Raw genomic sequence first — 19,879 nt, 5'->3', positions numbered from 1 at the left:
GGAACTCTAGCCTTCCCTCTTGCTTATAGTCCGAACGGATTGAGTGGACGACTGCCGTAATACGACAAGATACTTTTTGTTTCCGTGTACAGATCAAGCGTCTCGATACAGAGTTCTCGACCGAATCCTGATTGTTTGTAGCCACCAAACGGTGTGCCCGGGAAGGCAGAGAACGGACAGTTGACCATGACGATGCCGGCTTTGATTTGATTCGCGACACGTGTCGCTTTCGCGCCATCTTTCGTCCAAACGGCTGATCCGAGTCCAAATGATGTATCGTTCGCTAGGCGAATCGCTTCTTTTTCATCTTTGAACGGCATGACGACGACGACCGGTCCGAAGATTTCTTCATTGACCGCTTTCATCTCGTGCGTGACGTCCGTGATGATCGTCGGTGCGTACCAGAATCCTTTTTCGTATCCTTCTGGTGCTGTCGCGTGACCACCTGTGACGATCGTTGCGCCGTCCGCTTTCGCCGACTGGACATATCCATCGATGACATCGACCTGTTGTTGATCGATGATCGCTCCAACGTGTGTCCCTTTATCAAACGGATTACCGAGGACGAGTTGTTTTGTCTTCGCGACGAACTGTTCCATGAACGCGTCGTAGATCTCTTCGTGGACGTACAGGCGCGAGCGCGCTTCACACGATTGACCACTGTTATAGAAGATCCCGAATAACGAACCATCAACAGCTGCTGTCACATCCGCGTCTTCAAAGACGATGTTCGGTGATTTCCCACCGAGTTCGAGTGTGACTCGTTTTAACGTCTCGGACGCACGTCCCATGATGTCTTTACCGACTGGCGTCGAGCCCGTGAAGGCGACTTTATCGACGTGAGGATGCTCAACGAGATGGTTGCCGATTTCGCGTCCGGATCCCGGGATGACGTTGACGACACCTGCTGGTACGCCAGCTTCTAGACAAATCTCACCGAGAATGATCGCTGTCAATGGTGTCAATGTCGCTGGTTTGACGACGACCGAGCAACCGACTGCGATTGCTGGTGCGACTTTCCAAGCTGCCATCATCAACGGATAGTTCCACGGAATGATTTGTGCACAGACACCGACCGCTTCTTTTTCCGTGTAGTTATGGAATTGTCCCGGTACGTTATTGACGACACCACGGTGGCCGACGATTGCACCCGCATAGAACTCGAAGTCTTCGATCGCTTGCGTGACTTGTCCTTGCGCCGCTGCCAGTGATTTCCCTGTATCAAGAATCTCCAGTTCGACGATTTCGTTGAAGCGGGAACGCATGATGCTCGCAATCTTATTCAAGATTTGTGCCCGACGGCCGACCGGCCACATCTTCCACTTCCCGTGATCAAACGCATCGCGTGCGGCTTGAACGGCGCGATCGGCGTCTTCCTTCGACGCTTTTGCAACTTCCGCAATCACTTCACCTGTTGCCGGATTATATGTTTTAAATGTCTCGCCTGTTGCACCCTCGACTTGTTCGCCGTTGATGAGCAAATGATAGACGGACCGTTTCATTTCAAGTGTTTTTTCATGTACTGTCGACATTGTATTCACTCCTGTTCCTGTTGATTGAAAATCGGTGATCGTTTTTCGAGAAATGCTAGCATGCCTTCTGTTTGATCGGCTGTCGCGAACAAGAGATAGAAGTTACGGCGTTCGTGCTCCATCCCATCCTGTAACGATAAATCAATGGCTTTGTTTGCCGCGTCCTTAATCAACCGCAACGCCATGCTCGGTTGATTCGATAACCGCTCTGCCATCGCCAGCACCGTCGCTTCGACATCAGCCGTCACCCGGTTGATGATACCGAGTCGTTCCGCTTCCTCTGCCTTCATCCGGTCTCCGGTGAAGAGCCACTCGAGCGCTCGCGTCCGACCGATGCATTTCGTCAAGCGCTGCGTCCCGCCTGCTCCTGACATGACGCCGAGTCCGACTTCCGGGAATCCGAACTGTGTCTCGGGATCGGCGTAGATTAAATCACAAGCGAGTGCCAGTTCAAAGCCGCCGCCAAGGACGAAACCGTGGACACCTGCGATGATCGGCTTTTTGATTCGACTGATCCGGTCCCAGTCCGCGAACGGATCGAGGAGTTCCATCGAGATCGGTGTCGCCTCGAGCATCTCCTCGATATCGGCGCCCGCTGAGAACGATTTTCCGTTTCCGGTCAAGACGATGACCGTCACCCGTTCGTCTCGGTCGAACGTCTCCATCGCCTCGACGATTTCCCGGACCATCGTTCGGTTCAGCGCATTGTATCGTGCCGTTCGGTCGAGTCGAATCCGACCGATCCGATCGACCATTTCCGTCTTAACGTACTGTTGTGTCGGCATGGACATCTTCACCAATCATCAATGTGACGAGATCCCCCGCAAAGCTCATCAAGTCTTTCCCGGACGCTTTTCCTTCGAGCGAACGCATACCTGCTTGCATCGCTTCCTGACTTTCATAGATCATCTCGCACATCAAGTAGTACTTTCCGTCTCCGCCCATTGGTGAGCCGACGATTTTCGTGACAATCATTTCTTGCAGTCCTGGAATTTTTGCTGTCAATGGACCATGGACCTCAAAGTAATGCTGATCGAATGCTTCCTTGTTTTCCGGATGTTTGTACAGTGCGATTAATTTTGCCATATTGATTACCTTCCTTCACATGAGAGTAGAGACGGGTTTCATCGCCTCGAATGGATTTTTACACGATTTACAGTAGAGAATACTTCGACATGCTGTCGGTCCGAATAAGTTTTCCATCGTCACATACGTCGATCCACAATACGGACAGTCAATCTCCCACTTCCCTTGCTCAAACCGAGGAGGAGCGATGCCGAATTCCTTCAATCCTTGCATGCCTTGTTCCGTGATCCGGTCCGATGTCCACGGTGGATCAAACCGGAACTGGACGTCGACCTGTTCGACATTCGGAATCACCTGCAAGGCGGATTCGGTGTTTTTTTTAATGATTTCGAGCGCCGGGCAACCGAGGAACGTCGGGAGAAGCGTGACGCGCACCAGGTAACCATGCTCCGTCGCTTCCGCGTCCATCGTCTCGACCATGCCAAGATCTAAAATACTGACACTATCAATTTCCGGATCCTTCACCCCGTTCAGGGCTTCCCGGATCGCGTGATGGAGTGTCGTCGTCATGCTTCCCTCTCCTTTCACCACGTCGCCATCTGATCAATCAAGTAAACTTCTCCGAGTGTCGCAAGCGCGTCATTCAAATCTTCCGTATGATCGCCGTCCCGCCCGTTACGCGTCATCTGCATTTCCGGAAGCGTCACGTTCAATTCGACGAGTAACGGTGTGATCGTCTGATACCAACGATCGAGTAAAATGCCTTGCCCTTCGATCAACCGCATCTCTTCGATCAATTGACCGTGTTCGCCATAATCGAACATGTCACCGAAGTCATAGAGGACTTTTTCTAAGGCTGCATCCATCTTCTGTCGCGCCGTCTCCGTCGATTGATAAAGCTGGGTAAACCACGTTTGCCAGTGCAGCAAATGATAGTACAACTCCATGTTGATCTTGACGGCAGCCGTAGCGAGTGGCTCGTAACTGCTCGATTTCAAGGCATCAATCCGAATCTTTTTCGCGACCGTGTAGCAATAGTTCCGTACGACGGCGAATGCCCAGTCATATTCAGGCTTCTCCATGTAGTAGCCAGGTCCGTTGACACGTTCGACGAGGATCGAATTCTTCCGTTCATGCGCCAGTCGGACATGAGCTAATGCATCAGCATTTCCTTCGCCGAGTTCTTCGAGGAGTTGGTAATACATCGCCGCGTGTCCCATTGAATCTTGCGCAATCGAAGACGAAGCGACGTCCTCTTCGATATGCGGTGCGAGTCCGAGCCATTCCGAACCACGATACGCGTAAAGGAAATCATCATCCGCGAGTTGATAGAGTAAGGAGGCGAGTGCCGTCCGTTCTTGTTCCGTCATTTGGAATCGCCTCCTTGCCAAGACATGATCTCTTTTTCATCGAGCATCTGTTGCTCGTAATGACGCCATTTTTTCTTCAAGTAGCCGTATCCTTTGGTCGTTCGGTAGTCTTTATTGTCGAGGCGTTGGAGCATCTGTTTCTCATCAGGTGATAAACCACGGATATCTTCGCGTTTGACGACCCAGATGTCGACGACCGGTTCCCGGCGCATGAAGTTTTCTTGCGCCATCAACAGTGCCATCTCCTTGTTCGGAGCGAGCAAGCTGAATTGATGGGTAAACGCCGCGTTCGGCGTCCGTTTGCTAAAGACTTCGAATTCGTGATAAAACGTCTCGTTCATCGTGCTTTCCCCTCTCATGCCTTCGTTTCAGCGAGTGCATCCCGTACCCAGGCGTTATTTTCATAAGATGTCCGGCGCAGGTCCAGTCGCTCTTTCGAACGTGGTCCTCCCCCTTGGATGATCGTCTTGAATTTCGTCCAGTCTGGCTGTGCATATTCCCACTGCCCTGTCTCTTCATCAAAACGTAACGTCGGATCCGGAATGACGAGTCCGAGTGAACGAATCCGTGGTACGTACTTCGTAAAGAAGTTTTGCCGTAACTCTTCATTCGTTTTCGTCCGAATCTTATAGGCGATCGTCACGTCCTGTTTCGATGTCCCGGTCGTCTCTTTCGAGGCTGGTCCAAAGAACATCAATAAGGATTCCCACCACTCATCCAGTGATTCCTGAATCATCGCCCGCTGTTCCGGTGTTCCTTCCGCGAGTGCCATGATGATCGACTCTCCGTGTTGCGCATGGAAGACCTCTTCCGCACAGATCCGTTGCAAAGCCCGTGCGTAAGGTCCATATGAAGCACCGAGCATGTTCGTCTGCGTGATGATCGCCGCGCCATCGACGAGCCAACCGATCACCCCGGCATCAGCCCATGACCGCGTCGGCATGTGGAAGACGTTGTGAAACTTCAATCGTCCTGTGAACAAATCATCCATCAAATCCCCGCGTGTCTTGCCATACGGTTTCATCAAATCCTCGACGACACGAAGCAACAGTTGTCCATGCCCCATCTCATCCTGGACCTTCGCCATGATGCCGAGCTTCCGGCGAAGTGATGGTGCTTTTGGAACCCATTCTTTTTCCGGAAGTGCACCCATGATTTCACTGATACCGTGCATCGAAATCAATTTGATTAGCGTATCCCGGTAAAAAGCAGGCATCCAGTCATCAGCTTCAATCTTTTCACCTTGCTCAATCCGTTCCTTGAAGCGTGCTAATTTTTCTTCTTCCGTCAGTTGTACGGGTTCGAACAGTTGTGTTGCATCATACATGCTAGTTCCTCCTTTGAATCAGACGAGTGATGTCGAGCGTCGATCAACGATCCGAACGGCTTTCCCTTCTGATCGTGGTAACCCTTGATGCTGGTGACAGACGAGATCAATGGAAATGAGACATTCCGATTTGATGGCGTCACATATCGAACGCATTTGTCGCTCCGAGATGTTTTCGAATTCGATATGTAGCTCAACGGCATCGAGTCCGGCTTTGCGCACAAGATGGATTTGATAATGCGGCGTCACGTCCGGCTGTTGGAGTAAGACGCGTTCAATTTCAGATGGGAAGACATTAACGCCTCGGATGATCAGCATGTCGTCCGTCCGACCTTTGACACGTGACATTCGTGTCGTCGTCCGACCACAGGCACACGCCTCATGCGTGATCGATGCTAAGTCACCCGTCCGGTAGCGAATTATTGGAAGCGCTTTCTTTTTTAAGCTTGTAAAAACGAGTTCCCCGACCATACCATCTGGTACCGGTTCCCCCGTAACGGGATCGACGACTTCCGTAATGAATAAGTCATCCATGATATGCAGACCTGCCTGCTCCTGACACTCCATCGCGACACCTGGTCCCATGATTTCACTGAGTCCATAAATATCGAATGCCTGTAGATTAAAGGTTTGTTCGAGTGTCTGACGCATCTCTTCCGACCATGGTTCAGCTCCGAAGATGCCGTAACGCATGCTTGTCTTTCGTGGGTCGATGCCTCGTTCGATCATGCGTTCTGCTAGTCGTAAGATATAAGAAGGTGTCCCACAGATGCCATCCGGTCGAAAATCCTCAATCAACGTGATTTGGCGATCCGTATTGCCGCCGGAAATCGGCAAGATCGTCATGCCTAGTTTTTCTGCCCCTGCGTGAAGCCCGAGTCCCCCTGTGAACAGTCCGTAGCCGTATGCATTGTGCAATAAGTCAGCTGACGAACCACCGGCTAAGACTAAGCTGCGCGCCACGGCACCTGCCCAGTCGTCTAAATCTTCTTGCGTGTACCCGACGACGGTCGGTTTACCGCTCGTTCCAGACGAGGCGTGAATCCGGGTGACCTGTTCCCGTTCGACGGCGAATAGCCCGAACGGATAATGATCGCGTAAATCTTGTTTGCGTGTGAAGGGAAACTTCCGTAAATCCTCGATCGTTTGAAAGTCATTTGCTGTCATCCGCAGTGTCTGCAGACGTTCTTGATAGAACGGGACGCATGTGACGTGCGCCATCGTTTGACGTAATCGCTCCATCTGTAGCTGCTCCCGCATTTGCGCATCCATTGTTTCCTGATGTTGATCGTACATATCTGCACCTCCTCATCATGCATACAATAATTAAACGGTCGTTTGTTTTTAGTTATACGTTTAACGTACGATACGTTCACAATGTTGTCAATCTTGTTTTGTTAAATGCTCCCAAACGATTCTTACTTTATCACTTCAACGCACTTTGTCAGTAAATCAATTGGCTTATAAAGCTGATTTTCATAATTGAGAGTCTTTTTTTGGAAAATATTTCTGAAATGATTTGCTCATTTTGTAACGGGTTGATAAAATATCGTGTGACAAGTGTTATACTATTTTTGGTAAGACCACTTGATTGAATGAGGATTCGTTGTAGTGAAGGGGGATCACGATGAAACCAGGTTTAGCTGTCGGGGATACAGCAGAGATTCAAGCGGTCGTCTCGCAAGATATGTTTGCACGGTTCGAAGGTCAATTGGTTCATCCGGCATACTCCACCGTTTCGATGGTCTACCATATGGAATGGGCAGCACGTCAACTCATTCTGCCCTACTTAGAGGCAGACGAAGAAGGCGTCGGGGGTGCGGTTTCGTTGAAGCATCTCGGGATGGCAGCAGAAGGCGCACGATTAATCGTGACCGCTACAGTAACACGCCTCACGGCACGTCGTGTTGACGCCGACCTCGAAGTCCGGGATGGACACACGATCATCGGTACAGGGGAAGTCACACAATTCATTTTGGAAAAAAGCCGAATTCAAGAAAAATTACAAAATAATGTTTCAACAAAATGAAAGCGCTTACTTATATTTGATAGAGGAGGACTCTACTATGAACACGTTAAACCCATCTACGAATCCAACGCTCTCGATCATGGAAAAAATCGCGGGTCACGAACAAGTCGTCTTTTGCAACGATCCGGTATCAGGCTTACAAGCGATCATCGCCATTCACGATACGACGCTCGGTCCCGCTCTCGGTGGATGTCGTATGGCGCCTTACGCTTCTGTCGATGAAGCACTTGACGATGTCCTCCGCCTGTCGCGCGGCATGACGTATAAATGTGCTGCCGCTGACGTTGATTTCGGTGGTGGTAAAGCCGTCATCATCGGCAATCCAGCAACGGATAAATCACCGGAGCTTTTCCGTGCCTTTGGACGTTTCGTCGATTCGCTCGGTGGACGTTTTTACACCGGAACGGATATGGGCACGACGATGGATGATTTCGTTCACGCTAGTCGGGAGACATCACGCATCGTTGGCATTCCAGAAGCCTTTGGTGGTAGCGGGGATTCATCGATCCCGACGGCTGAAGGTGTCGTCTATGGACTTCGGGCGACGATCGAGACGTTATTCGGTTCAGACGATTTGAGTCGGGCGACTTACGCGATCCAAGGACTTGGCAAAGTCGGCTTCAAGGTCGCAGAGCAACTGTTACTCGCCGGTGCGACGATTTATGTTTCAGACGTCAATGAAGCCGCGCTCGCAGCAATCGTAACTCAAGCCGAAATGGCACCCGGGACAGTTCGCGTCGTCTCACCTCACGAAATTCATCTGACGGATGCTGATGTTTTCGTTCCATGTGCGTACGGTGGTGTCATTCACGCTCAAAACATCGCCCTCTTACCGTGCAAAGCCATCTGCGGTTCGGCGAACAATCAGCTTGCGGATGAACAGCTCGCTCACGTCTTGATGGACCGCGGCATCTTGTATGCACCGGACTATATCGTCAATGGTGGCGGATTGATCCAAGTCGCTGACGAACTGTACGGAGCAAATCACGAACGGGTCCTCCTGAAGACACGTCACATCTATGACGCAGTACTCGAAGTCTTCAAGGAGTCGCAAGCAGAGAACATCACGACGGTCGAAGCCGCGAACCGAATGTGTGAAAAACGGATGCAAATCCGAGCAAAACACAACAACATCTTTACGAATACGACAAAACCAAAATGGGATATCCGTAACCACTGAAGGAGGGGCTGACATGGAGCAACATTTTCCGATTCAACGCATCATCGATGAAGAAGGTCGTATCATCGACGCATCAAAAGAACACGATTTGACAAAAGAGCTCGCCCTCACCCTGTATGAACAGATGCAACGAATCCGGACGTTTGACCGAAAAGCGATCAACTTACAACGCCAAGGGCGCCTCGGCACTTATGCACCGTTCGAAGGACAAGAAGCAGCGCAAGTCGGTAGTGCACTGGCGTTGTCCGATCAGGACTGGTTATTCCCGACGTACCGAGATCACGGTGCGACGTTGACGTTCGGTGCCGACATGGTTCGGACCCTTCTTTACTGGAACGGTCGTGTCGAAGGTTGCGTGCCATCTGAGAAACACATCTTCCCTCCTGCCGTGCCGATTGCGACGCAAATTCCGCATGCTGTCGGCGCCGCATGGGCGGAAAAACGAAAAGGAACGACGAACGTCGCGGTCGCTTACTTTGGTGACGGGGCGACTTCTGAAGGCGACTTCCACGAAGGGATGAACTTCGCCAGTGTCTTCCAAGCACCGGTCATTCTGTTCAACCAAAACAATCAATTCGCGATCTCTGTTCCGATCGAAAAACAGATGCATTCCGAAACGATCGCCCAAAAAGCGATCGCCTACGGGATGCCGAGCGTCCGGATCGACGGGAACGATGCGTTTGCCGTCTATTTCACGATGCAAGCAGCCGTTGCGCGTGCCCGATCTGGCGGCGGACCAACATTGATCGAAGCCGTCACGTGGCGGTTTGGTGCCCACACGACAGCTGATGATCCAACGAAATACCGCGATCAAGCTCGTTCACGTGACCGGGTCGATCCACTTGATCGACTCGAACAGTTCTTAAAACACCAAGGCTACTTCGACGAAACATGGATGCAACAGCTACAGGAACGGCATCAGGCAGAAGTTGAAGCGGCAGTAACTGCGATGGAGCAATTCAAGGCGCCAGACGTCAATGACTTGTTCGACCATACGTACGCGACCTTACCGGTTGATGTCCAGCAACAAAAAGAAGCGTATCTGCTAGCAAGGGGGAAATGAGATGGCAACACCAATCAATCGTCAAACGGAGATGACACTCGTCCAAGCTGTCACAGATGCCTTACGAACGAAACTGACAGAGGATGAGACGACGCTCGTCCTTGGAGAAGATGTCGGAAAAAATGGTGGCGTTTTCCGGGCAACGGACGGCTTACAAGAAGAGTTCGGGGAAGACCGGATTGTTGATACACCGCTCAGTGAAGCTGGCATCGTCGGTACGTCGATCGGCCTTGCCATCAATGGCTTTAAACCGATCGTCGAGATTCAATTTCTCGGCTTCATCTACCCTGCCTATGAACAAATCATGACTCACGTCTCCCGTATTCGGATGCGGACGATGGGACGGTACAGTGTGCCGATGGTCATTCGTGCGCCTTATGGTGCCGGTATTCGGGCACCGGAAATTCACTCCGACAGTACAGAAGCACTCTTTACATCGATGCCTGGTCTTAAGGTCGTTTGTCCGGCGACACCATACGATGCAAAAGGATTATTGATTGCTGCGATTGAAGATCCAGATCCCGTTTTGTTCCTTGAGTCGATGCGCAGTTACCGTTCATTCAAGGAAGTCGTACCGAGCGAATCGTATACCGTTGAAATCGGAAAAGCGCGCTGCGTCAGCGAAGGGACGGACGTAACGTTGATCGCCTGGGGAGCAATGGTTCAAGTATCCCAAAAGGCAGCAACGGCTGCTCAGGAACGCGGAATTTCTTGCGAAGTCCTCGACTTACGGACGCTTTATCCACTTGACCGGGAAACGATTGCTGCTTCCGTTCAAAAGACGGGTCGTGCCGTCATCGTCCATGAAGCCGCAGCAATGGGTGGTCTCGGTAATGATCTCGTGACGTTGATTAATGATACGGCGTTCCTTTATTTACGGGCACCGATTGCCCGCGTGACCGGTTTTGATGTTCCGGTCCCGCTGTTCGCCCTCGAAGACCATTACATTCCGACGCCAGAACGTGTCCTTGCGACGATTCAGCGTACGGTCGAGTTTTAAGGAGCTGAATGCCATGATCGAAGTTAAATTACATGATGTCGGTGAAGGGATGACAGAAGGTGAGATCGCCCATTACCTCGTCCAAGTCGGAGACCATGTCACGACGGATCAACCGGTCGTTGAGGTCGCGACTGATAAGATGGTCGCCGAACTACCGGCTCCCGTTTCCGGAATCGTCAAGGAAATCATCATCCCGGTCGGTCAGACGGTGCAAGTCGGTACGACGTTGTTGCATATCGAAGCAAGCAACGCTTCTGATATGCCAGTCACTGTAGCACCTGAAGCGTCGCGCGTACCTGAATCAGTACCTGTCGCAGTCCCACCTGTTCAAGCATCTCCAACAAAACGTGTCCTTGCGACACCATATACGCGAAAAATCGCCCGTGATCACGGGATTGATATCGAAGCTGTAACGGCTTCTGATCCATCAGGTCGAGTCTCGGAGGACGATGTGCTTCGCTTCGTCCAGGCTGCTACTGCTCCACAAGAGACAGCTGTACCAATCCTTGAAGAGGTTACGTACCAAGAGGCATCACCGGAAACGATTCCGTTCCGCGGCATTCGCAAGCAGATCGCGAAAAAGATGACCCAGTCGCTGTATACGATTCCACACGTCACCCACTTCGAGGAAGTTGACATGACACGTTTGCTCGCTTTACGTGCCGAATGGAAAGCCGCTGGACGAAACATCAACATCAATGCTTTCTTCATCAAAGCCTTGATCGTTGCCTTAAAAGAGTATCCTGTCTTTCATGCCAAACTCGATGAAGCGAATGAATGTATTCGATTAGAGCAGGATTTCCACTTTGGCATGGCAACAGAGACACCGGACGGGTTGATGGTTCCTGTCATCCGTCATGCCGATCAGCTCTCACTGACGGAACTGCATGAACAATTGGTCGCGTTGCAACAACGTGCTCAAAACGGTGCCTTGCGCGCAGCGGACTTAAAACCAAGCACTTTTACGATGAGTAATGTCGGTCCACTCGGTAGTACGGGAGCAACACCGATCATCAACTATCCGGAGACAGCACTGATTGCCTTCCATAAGACGAAAAAACGAGCCTGTGTCGATGAGAATGATCAAATCGTCGTTCGCTCGATGATGAATTTGTCGATGTCGTTCGATCATCGTGTCGCAGACGGGGCAACGGCTGTTGCCTTTACGAACCGATTCGTGTCACTGATTGAACATCCGACTACCCTACTTTTGGAGTTGATCTAACATGGTTGTTGGCGAACTTACACAAGAACGGGATCTCCTGATCATCGGTGGAGGTCCCGCAGGTTATACGGCAGCGATTCGCGCAGCACAAGGCGGTCGAAACGTTACATTGATTGAACAAGCTGAACTCGGTGGACTGTGTTTGAACAGAGGCTGTATCCCGTCCAAGGTCTATGCACATGCAGCAGAAGAGATGTTACGCTTGCCGCACCTTGAAGACCTTGGATTCACCGCCCCTGCTGTCCATGATTTCAGCAAACTGAATGCTTACCGGAATCGTGTCGTGCAACAATTACGTCAAGGCGTGGTCGCCCTCTGTCAGGCGAATCAGATTGAGCATATCTCTGGTGCAGCCTCCTTCCTGTCAGAGGACCGGATCGGCGTCGAGTCGGGACATCAGTTTGATACGTACCGGTTCCAGGACGTCATCATTGCGACCGGCAGTCACAGCATCCAGCACGAGGAATCGTGCCGCTTGAATGCCGAACAGCTTTATCAACTCGAGCAACTACCAGAGAGCTTATTGATCATTGGATCTGACACGCTAGCACTCGAAGCGGCCGCCTGTTTTCATGCACTTGGGACAGAGGTGACGTTGTTCGCGGATCAATTGTCACTCGAGCCAAGCCTTGAAAAGGAACTGAAGCGGACATTCAAAAAACAAAAAATCCGTCTCGTGTCGGATGTCGTGACACGTATCGAGGCTTCATCGGACGCGACCGTCACCGTCATGAAAAACGGAGAAGAAGTCGCCTATCAGGGTGCCTATCTGTTCCAGTCTCTTTCCCGGATCCCGAACAGTTTGACACTCGGTCTCGAACGGATTGGTGTGACGCTTGCAGAAGACGGGACGATTCCAGTTGACGCAACTGGACGAACGAATCAACCGCATATTTACGCAATTGGTGATGTCACACCAGGTCCACAGCTCGCCATCCGTGCGATTCATGAAGCGAAGCGAACGGCAGCTCACTTGGCTGGTCAAGACGTCGATTCAACGACACCGTATTATCCGACGGTTCTACGGACTTTCCCACCGATTGCTTCGGTTGGGATGACAGAACAAGAAGCGAGTGAAGCCGGACACACGGTCCAAACCGGACAGTTCCCACTGAATGCAAACGGAGCGACGACGATTGAAGGTGGCAGTGGGTTCGTCAAGGTCATTGCTGACGAGCAAACATCACTGATCCTTGGTATTCACATGATTGGGGACGATGCCCATCGTCTCGTCGGACAATTCACCCAAGCGCTGGAACTGACAGCAAAACGGGAGGATCTTCTCTTCCCTGTCATGGCCCATCCGAGTCGGGGCGAAGCCTTGACGGAATCGATGGAAGCCTTATTTGGTCAATCAATCCATCTTCCACCGCGGCAACAAGTCGGTTCGCGCGCGTAATCCAAAAGAGGTGCCTCTGCGTCAGAAGCACCTCTTTTGGATTCATCACTTCATTTCGTGTAGAAAGGAAAACATGTCATGGAACTGTACTTCACTCGTTTGCACTGGAATACGCATACGTTTCCGGTCGCTGCTACAGCAGATGGTCTCTGTTATGTTGGCGCTTGGGATGAACCGGAGGAGTTATTCGACGACTGGTCGCGGAAACACTTCCCCCGAGCCGATCGGATTGCTTCTGACACCGCGCTTGCTCTGTATACGGAGCAGCTACTAGCTTATCTAAATCAGCAGTCGACGACACTGTCCTTTCCAATCGCACCAGTCGGTACCCCGTTTCAACTTGAAGTCTGGAATGCTTTACGCGCGGTACCGTACGGTCAAACCGCTACCTACTCTGATATCGCGGAACGTCTCTTCCGCCCGAACGCGACTCGCGCGATTGGCACGGCAATCGGAAAAAATCGATTACTGCTCGCGATCCCGTGTCACCGGATCATTGGCAAAAAAGGCGATCTGCTCGGCTATCATGGCGGTCTGAATATGAAGCGGACACTACTCGCGCTCGAGCAACGCCTCTGATTCTCGTCCCTCTTCGCTGAAAGATAGAGCGAACAGAATCCCGAACGGATCGCGGACTTGCGCATACCAACCTCCAAAGTCTGCTACCGCAAGGGGGGTAACGATTTGACCGTCTGTCGTTAATCGTAGATACACTTGCTCGAGCTCTTGAAGCGACGTAAAAGTCAACAATAGATGGAGCGAAGAAGAGGTATTCGGTGCGGCACTCTCATCCCAGAGCATCAATTCAAACGCACCATTGGATAAATGTGCGTGGTAGACGGTATCTCCTGCTTCATCCATTATGATACGACGACGTGTCATCGCAAATACGTTTTCGTAGTACACGATCGCCTGCTTGGCTTGTCCCGCAAAAACGAGACAAGGAGTAGCGGCATACTGCATGAAAAGCCCTCCTTTCATTATGGTTTAGTATCCCCTTTCGCACTTTTTTACCCGATTTCCTTCTATACACAAAAAGCCCCACTTTCCTGTCCAACCGGACATGGAAAGTGGGGCTTTTTTCAAGAAACTACACCAAAGCGATAAGTTGTTTTCCAGTGATACGCCTCACCGGGTGACAACAGGATTGATGGAAAATCAGATTCATGGACTGCATTCGGATGAACTTGCGTTTCAAGGCATAAGCCAAGCGATGGCCGAGCCGAAACCCCATGAACCGTATAATCGGTCAGCAGTTGCGTTCCGGTATAGAGCACGACTGCTGGCTGATTTGTTGTCACGTCGACGAAGCGACCGGATACCGGATCTTCAAGTCGGAGTGTGTCAACCCGCAAGACGAATGGATGATCGTAGCCGTTTCCGACAGCAATCGTCTCGGGATGTTCCAGCGTAATCCCGTCACGAATCGACTGACCGTTACGGAAATCAAACGGGGTTCCGGAGACATCCCGTTGTTCGCCCGTCGGCAAGCCATCTGGCTGGACGGGTAAGTAGTAGTCACTTGGTAACGTCAAGACGTGATCCAACACATCCCGCTTCGCATTTCCCGATAAGTTGAAGTACGTATGATTCGTCAGATTGAGGGGTGTCGTTTGATCCGTTACAGCCGTCATCTCAAGCGTCAGTGTCGTATCGTCTAGGCGATAATACACGTCGAGCGTGACCGTTCCCGGATAACCTTCTTCTCCGTCTGGACTGTTCAAGCGCAAGTGGAACAATCTATCCGTCGCTTCAATGACATCGAACCACGCTTGATCGAATCCGTGAATCCCACCATGTAGATGATTCGCACCGTCGTTTGCGACGAGCGGATAGACGTCTCCCGCTACTTCGAAGCGCGCCTGTCCGATTCGACCAGCGACGCGTCCGACGATTGCCCCGAAGTAAGGCGAGTGTTGTTGATAATCTTTCACCGTCTCGAGACCAAGGACAACACTCTCTAAATGACCATCCCGATCGATCGTCCGGATATCTTGGATGATGCCGCCGTAGTTCCAGAGTGTCACTTCGATGCCTTCCTGGCGTAACGTATGGCGGATCAACTCTTTCTCAAGTAGTCGTGTCATCGTTGTTCCTCCACCGGTTGGCGCGTCACGAGTTGAATGAATCGTCCGAACGCTGCCTGACCGTCTTCCGTCTGCTTAAAGACGCCACAGTCCTCGAGACCACGTACGAATTTCGCGGCGACTGCTTGTTCGACGTACATCGTGACATCTTGACCGTCATACGCTCGTTTTAGTTCCTCTGCCCAGTCAGCATGAGCAACTGCCACTTCGTCGATTTCACCTACGATGAATCGTTCAACCTGTTGCAACTCTCGGAGCAAACGTGCCGGTAAGACTGCCAGTCCCATCACCTCGATCAAACCGATATTTTCCCGTTTGATATGGTGAATATCAGCATGCGTATGGAAAATACCGTCCGGATGTTCTGCTGACGTCCGGTTGTTCCGTAAGACGAGATCGAGCTCGAATTGTCCATCACGCTGACGAGCAATCGGCGTCACCGTATTGTGTCGCGTCTCGCCTGTATGTGAACGGATCTCTTGACTCTCATCCGTATACGTCAACCACGTCTCATAGACGGTCGTCGCAGCATCGAGTAGTGCCGACGCATCTGTACTTTTCAGACGCAACACACTCAGTGGCCAGTGTAAGGTTTCGCCAGTGACTGTCGGTTGATCTGGTAACGTAAAGGATGTTAAAGCGTTTGCCCGGTCCATCGCAAACGTATAGCGACCGCCCTGATAATGATCATGCGTCAGAATCGATCCGCCGACGATTGGCAGGTCCGCATTCGAACCAGCAAAGTAATGTGGGAACTGCTCGACGAAGGCGAGCAGGCGTGCAAACGCATCCCGATTGATGACCATGTCACGATGTTCCTGTGACAAGATGATGCTATGTTCGTTGTAATAGACGTACGGTGAGTATTGTAATGCCCACGGTTCTTCCAGCAGTGTCAGTGGAACGATTCGGTGGTTCGCACGGGCTGGGTGATTCGCACGGCCCGCGTAACCGACGTTTTCGACGCACAACAGACAGGTTGGATAGTTCGATGTCGTCGGTGCCTCCGTCCGAGCTGCTGCGATTTCACGTGGATCTTTTTCCGGCTTCGATAGGTTGATCGTGACATCGATCGTCCCGTAAGCCGTATCCGCTTGATAACGTTTATTCTTAGCGATCCGTTTCGTTTGGATGTAATTACTCGCTTGACTGAGCTGATAAAAGTAATCCGTCGCCGCTACCGGTGATTCAGCGTACAGACGACGGAACGTCGCTGTCACGTCAGACGGACGGACGACGAAGATATCCATCACATCTGCTGCGAACTGCTCTTTGTCTTCAAGACGTGCCGGTAACTGTCCATTCGTGATCAGCACTTCAATCATGTCATCCAATATATCTGGAATCGGGCGAGATGGTACGTCGGTCATTTCTTCAAAGTCATCTTGACCGACTTGTGCTAGAATCCGGTTCCGAGTATAGATCATATCTTCCGGTTCAATCAATCGTTCCTGGATCGCTTGCGCTACTAACTGTTGGATGAGTTCATTCATCGCCGTCACTCTCCTCATTCTGTCTCTCTTTAACGAACGCTCGTCCGGTATCCTTCTGGATGATGTGCATGCCAATTCCAAGCATCACGGATGATCGTTTCGATGTCGGTGCGTTGTGGTGTCCAGCCGAGAACTTCTTTTGCTTTGGCAGATCCGGCGATCAAGATACTCGGATCCCCTGCACGACGTTCAATGATCCGTTCTGGAATCGGATGTCCCGTCACGCGACGAGCTGCTTCAATGATTTCCCGAACGGAAAACCCTTGGCTTGAACCGAGGTTAAAGACCGTACTCTCGTTTCCATCAGCCAAATGATCAAGTGCTCGCATATGTGCGTCGATCAAGTCCTCAACATGGATGTAATCACGAATGCAGGTACCGTCAGGCGTTGGATAATCATCGCCATAGATCGAAATTTCTGACCGTTGTCGGTTGGCAACTTCGAGGACGAGTGGGATCAGATGGGTTTCCGGCGTATGATCTTCCCCGATTTCTCCTGTTACACGCGCACCCGCAACGTTGAAGTAACGTAATGCGACATAACGTAAGCCATATGCTTGTTCAGACCATCGCATCATCTTCTCCATCATCAACTTCGTCTCACCATACGCATTCGTCGGACGCGTTTCCGCTGTCTCGAGAATCGGCATCTGCTCCTGTTCCCCGTATGTGGCTGCCGTCGAAGAAAAGACGATCTGTTTAATGTCATGGGCAATCATCGCTTCGAGCAACACTTGTGTTCCATAAACGTTGTTATCAAAGTAGCGTAATGGTTCCGTCATCGACTCGCCAACGAGTGAAAAAGCAGCGAAATGGATGACCTGTTCAATCGCCTCTTCCGTAAAGACACGATCGAGAAAAGCACGATCGCGTATATCTCCTTCATATAGACGTGCCTGCGGATGAACCGCTTCACGGTGACCAGACTGCAGATGGTCGATGACGACGACATCCTTTCCGGCATCAATCAATTGATAGACAGCATGGGAGCCGATATAACCAGCTCCACCTACGACTAAAGTTGCCATTTAGATGACCTCCCGTTCGATTTCACGTGCTTCGTCACCGACCGCCGCCGTATAGAACGTCGCTGGGTAACCGATCCTTGCTTCATATTGTTCGCCGACAGCTTGTTTGAACGCGTCGACTGCCTCGTCTTCAACGATCGCAATCGCACAGCCACCAAAACCAGCACCTGTCATCCGTGCGCCGAGCACGCCCGGTTGCTCCCAAGCGGCTTCGACGAGTGTATCGAGTTCAATCCCTGTCACTTCATAATCTTCCCGTAACGAGACGTGTGACGCATTCATCAACTGACCGAACGTCTTCAGTTCTCCCGCTTCGAGTGCCGCTAGTGCTTGAAGTGTTCGTTCATTTTCTGAAATCGCGTGTCGGGCACGACGCATCAAGATTTCGTCTTCCCATGCGACTTTCGTGAATTCTGACGTCGTCCATTGTCCAAGCGTTTCCCATGATGTGAACTGATTGAGATAAGCGAGTGCTGCCTCACATTCCGCCCGGCGTTCATTATATTTCGAATCTGCCAGTTCACGGCGTTTGTTCGTATTCATGATGATGATCGTATATCCCGTCAAATCGAGTGGGGCATACGTATAGTCGAGCGTCTCACAATCGAGCAACAATCCCGCTCCCGCTCTCCCCATACCGATCGCAAATTGATCCATGATACCACTATTGACGCCGATATAACGGTTTTCGACCTGTTGACCAAACCGAACGAGATCAAGACGTGGAATGTCTAATCCATACAATCGATCGAGCAAGACTCCGATGACAAGTTCAAGTGAAGCGGATGACGAAAGACCGGCTCCGTTCGGGATGTCACCTTGAATCAAGATGTCGCATCCTGTATTGATCTGGTATCCTGCTTCCTGTAGGACTGAAATCATACCCTTCGCATAGTTCGTCCAACCGTGCGTCGCGTCATACGCCAGTTCTTCGAGTGCGACTTCGATGATGCCGTCCTGCTCAAAATTCAGCGAGTAGAAGCGGAAACGTTGATCGTCTCGTTTTCGCGCAATCGCGTGTGTACCGAACGTTAACGCGCACGGAAAGACGTGACCGCCATTGTAATCCGTATGCTCACCGATTAAATTGATTCGACCTGGGGCAAAAAAGCGATGCGTCGACGGTGAGCCAAACCGCTGTTCAAATTGTGCTTCTAACGTCTGGTTTGTCATACAATCGTCTTACCGTCTTTCGTTTTCGTTTGTTGCTCGTCTTCGCCACCACAAGCGGCGAGGAATGCGGATAATGTTAGGACTGATGCTGCAGCAACGAGTTTTGTTTTTTTGAATTTCATGTAAGAGCTCCCCTTTTATGTGTAAGTAGTCAAGCGTATCGTCTAGCGTGTTCCCCTTCGATTAGTGCTTGTCGGCACCATTCTTCGATCACCTTCGCCTGAATCGGCATTCCCTGTAGCTGAATCAATACACGGGCGATCAATCGAAGACGGTATGCCAGCGTATCGACGTCCGGTCGGACGAAGAGATATAACTCTCCACCGAGCGTCAAACAACCGGCAGAGCGCATGTGTTGCATGAGTGCGCGTAATTCAATGTATCCGCTCTCATTTTTTCGAATGTGTAGCTCGGATGAACGGATCGTCAGGACCCCTTGTACCGATGACATCCGGAATTGAAACACACCGTCACGTCGTGGTCGGACGAGCACGATATCCTGCTCGTCTGTCGGGACATCGCCTGGACCCTGTTCTGTCATCTGTTGCGTTGACCGATGAAAATAAAAACCGCGGATTGCTCCGTAACGCCCGAAAGCTTCACGGTACGAAACCCATGGATCGTGTGGTTCCATTGCGCGATGCCTCCCTTTCCTGCTTCAGCTTGATTAGCCCCTGCTAACCTGCATCCACCTCCACTTAGTTGACCACGAACTTAGTAAATTAAATTTATTATCTAACTTTATATCGACTATAGCACATCGGTTTTTAACTTGTAAACGGTTTCAAAAAAATTATTTTTTGAATAACAAGGGGCTGACTCAAAAGTCAGTCTCTACAAAGATAAGGGTGGCAGAATGATGATCTGCCACCCTTATCTTTTAACAAAAAGAATGACGCGTTTCGCGCCACTCCTACAGGAAAAAGCGCATTATGCGCTGTCAGAGA

22 protein-coding genes are annotated in these 19,879 nt (G+C 51.0%); 7 read left to right on the top strand and 15 right to left on the bottom strand.

Annotated features, from left to right (window positions below; all coding sequences use genetic code 11):
* Positions 1-23 precede the first annotated feature (23 nt).
* The 8 genes from B4C70_RS09475 to B4C70_RS09440 are packed head-to-tail and all read right to left on the bottom strand — an operon-like array spanning position 24 to position 6,551.
* Positions 24-1,532, bottom strand: a complete 1,509-nt coding sequence (locus B4C70_RS09475; protein WP_058703594.1) for an aldehyde dehydrogenase family protein — start codon at positions 1,530-1,532, stop codon at positions 24-26.
* Between the two features lie 5 nt (positions 1,533-1,537).
* Complete coding sequence (locus B4C70_RS09470; RefSeq protein ID WP_290778769.1) at positions 1,538-2,317, bottom strand: enoyl-CoA hydratase/isomerase family protein; 780 nt, start codon at positions 2,315-2,317, stop codon at positions 1,538-1,540.
* A complete protein-coding gene (locus B4C70_RS09465; RefSeq protein ID WP_290778766.1) occupies positions 2,295-2,618 on the bottom strand; it encodes an EthD family reductase in 324 nt (107 codons plus the stop codon). The genes B4C70_RS09470 and B4C70_RS09465 overlap by 23 nt, the downstream gene beginning before the upstream one ends.
* Positions 2,619-2,633: 15 nt before the next feature.
* Complete coding sequence (gene paaD, locus B4C70_RS09460) at positions 2,634-3,128, bottom strand: 1,2-phenylacetyl-CoA epoxidase subunit PaaD (RefSeq protein WP_290778763.1); 495 nt, start codon at positions 3,126-3,128, stop codon at positions 2,634-2,636.
* A gap of 14 nt (positions 3,129-3,142) precedes the next feature.
* Positions 3,143-3,928 (bottom strand): 1,2-phenylacetyl-CoA epoxidase subunit PaaC, encoded by a 786-nt coding sequence (gene paaC, locus B4C70_RS09455; RefSeq protein WP_290778759.1) that lies wholly within the window; start codon positions 3,926-3,928, stop codon positions 3,143-3,145.
* The gene (gene paaB / locus B4C70_RS09450) at positions 3,925-4,269 is read right to left on the bottom strand and encodes a 1,2-phenylacetyl-CoA epoxidase subunit PaaB (RefSeq protein ID WP_023466991.1); all 345 of its coding nucleotides are present in this window, start codon (positions 4,267-4,269) and stop codon (positions 3,925-3,927) included. The genes paaC and paaB overlap by 4 nt, the downstream gene beginning before the upstream one ends.
* A gap of 14 nt (positions 4,270-4,283) precedes the next feature.
* Positions 4,284-5,255 carry a 1,2-phenylacetyl-CoA epoxidase subunit PaaA gene (gene paaA / locus B4C70_RS09445; RefSeq protein ID WP_050678958.1) on the bottom strand — a complete coding sequence of 324 codons (972 nt, stop codon included), beginning with the start codon at positions 5,253-5,255 and terminating at the stop codon, positions 4,284-4,286.
* An 18-nt stretch (positions 5,256-5,273) separates the two neighbouring features.
* Complete coding sequence (locus B4C70_RS09440; RefSeq protein ID WP_290778756.1) at positions 5,274-6,551, bottom strand: phenylacetate--CoA ligase family protein; 1,278 nt, start codon at positions 6,549-6,551, stop codon at positions 5,274-5,276.
* A 331-nt stretch (positions 6,552-6,882) separates the two neighbouring features.
* On the opposite strand from B4C70_RS09440, the gene B4C70_RS09435 reads away from it, so the two are divergent.
* From B4C70_RS09435 to B4C70_RS09405, 7 genes are all read left to right on the top strand, one after another.
* Positions 6,883-7,284, top strand: coding sequence for a thioesterase family protein (locus tag B4C70_RS09435; protein WP_214728978.1), 402 nt, complete (start codon positions 6,883-6,885; stop codon positions 7,282-7,284).
* Positions 7,285-7,321: 37 nt separating this feature from the next.
* A complete protein-coding gene (locus tag B4C70_RS09430; protein WP_214728976.1) occupies positions 7,322-8,464 on the top strand; it encodes a Glu/Leu/Phe/Val family dehydrogenase in 1,143 nt (380 codons plus the stop codon).
* 13 nt (positions 8,465-8,477) lie between these two features.
* Positions 8,478-9,527 (top strand): pyruvate dehydrogenase (acetyl-transferring) E1 component subunit alpha, encoded by a 1,050-nt coding sequence (pdhA, locus tag B4C70_RS09425; RefSeq protein WP_214728974.1) that lies wholly within the window; start codon positions 8,478-8,480, stop codon positions 9,525-9,527.
* A gap of 1 nt (position 9,528) precedes the next feature.
* Positions 9,529-10,527, top strand: coding sequence for an alpha-ketoacid dehydrogenase subunit beta (locus B4C70_RS09420; protein ID WP_047391573.1), 999 nt, complete (start codon positions 9,529-9,531; stop codon positions 10,525-10,527).
* Positions 10,528-10,540: 13 nt separating this feature from the next.
* The gene (locus B4C70_RS09415) at positions 10,541-11,752 is read left to right on the top strand and encodes a dihydrolipoamide acetyltransferase family protein (RefSeq protein WP_290778752.1); all 1,212 of its coding nucleotides are present in this window, start codon (positions 10,541-10,543) and stop codon (positions 11,750-11,752) included.
* Position 11,753: 1 nt separating this feature from the next.
* A complete protein-coding gene (locus B4C70_RS09410; RefSeq protein WP_290778750.1) occupies positions 11,754-13,151 on the top strand; it encodes a dihydrolipoyl dehydrogenase family protein in 1,398 nt (465 codons plus the stop codon).
* Between the two features lie 78 nt (positions 13,152-13,229).
* Positions 13,230-13,730, top strand: coding sequence for a methylated-DNA--[protein]-cysteine S-methyltransferase (locus B4C70_RS09405; RefSeq protein WP_290778747.1), 501 nt, complete (start codon positions 13,230-13,232; stop codon positions 13,728-13,730).
* Here B4C70_RS09405 and B4C70_RS09400 read toward each other — a convergent pair.
* The 7 genes from B4C70_RS09400 to B4C70_RS09370 form a co-directional block, all read right to left on the bottom strand.
* On the bottom strand, positions 13,704-14,114 hold the full coding sequence (locus tag B4C70_RS09400; RefSeq protein ID WP_290778745.1) for a VOC family protein: 411 nt from the start codon (positions 14,112-14,114) through the stop codon (positions 13,704-13,706). The two genes, B4C70_RS09405 and B4C70_RS09400, sit on opposite strands and share 27 nt — an antisense overlap.
* A 119-nt stretch (positions 14,115-14,233) precedes the next feature.
* On the bottom strand, positions 14,234-15,238 hold the full coding sequence (locus B4C70_RS09395) for an aldose epimerase family protein (RefSeq protein ID WP_290778743.1): 1,005 nt from the start codon (positions 15,236-15,238) through the stop codon (positions 14,234-14,236).
* Positions 15,235-16,731 carry a UDP-glucose--hexose-1-phosphate uridylyltransferase gene (locus B4C70_RS09390; protein ID WP_290778741.1) on the bottom strand — a complete coding sequence of 499 codons (1,497 nt, stop codon included), beginning with the start codon at positions 16,729-16,731 and terminating at the stop codon, positions 15,235-15,237. The genes B4C70_RS09395 and B4C70_RS09390 overlap by 4 nt, the downstream gene beginning before the upstream one ends.
* Positions 16,732-16,760: 29 nt before the next feature.
* Positions 16,761-17,759, bottom strand: a complete 999-nt coding sequence (gene galE, locus B4C70_RS09385) for a UDP-glucose 4-epimerase GalE (RefSeq protein WP_290778739.1) — start codon at positions 17,757-17,759, stop codon at positions 16,761-16,763.
* Positions 17,760-18,932 carry a galactokinase gene (locus tag B4C70_RS09380; RefSeq protein WP_290778736.1) on the bottom strand — a complete coding sequence of 391 codons (1,173 nt, stop codon included), beginning with the start codon at positions 18,930-18,932 and terminating at the stop codon, positions 17,760-17,762.
* Positions 18,929-19,054 (bottom strand): YgdI/YgdR family lipoprotein, encoded by a 126-nt coding sequence (locus tag B4C70_RS09375; RefSeq protein WP_251137651.1) that lies wholly within the window; start codon positions 19,052-19,054, stop codon positions 18,929-18,931. The genes B4C70_RS09380 and B4C70_RS09375 overlap by 4 nt, the downstream gene beginning before the upstream one ends.
* Positions 19,055-19,083: 29 nt before the next feature.
* Positions 19,084-19,566 carry a hypothetical protein gene (locus tag B4C70_RS09370; RefSeq protein ID WP_214728960.1) on the bottom strand — a complete coding sequence of 161 codons (483 nt, stop codon included), beginning with the start codon at positions 19,564-19,566 and terminating at the stop codon, positions 19,084-19,086.
* Positions 19,567-19,879: the final 313 nt, after the last annotated feature.

The sequence above is a fragment of the Exiguobacterium sp. UBA5002 genome, assembly GCF_002396765.1.
In the GTDB taxonomy this organism is placed as follows: Bacteria; Bacillota; Bacilli; order Exiguobacteriales; family Exiguobacteriaceae; genus Exiguobacterium_A.
Note: the sequence above shows the minus strand (reverse complement) of the source record. Positions and strands in the feature narration are given on the sequence as shown.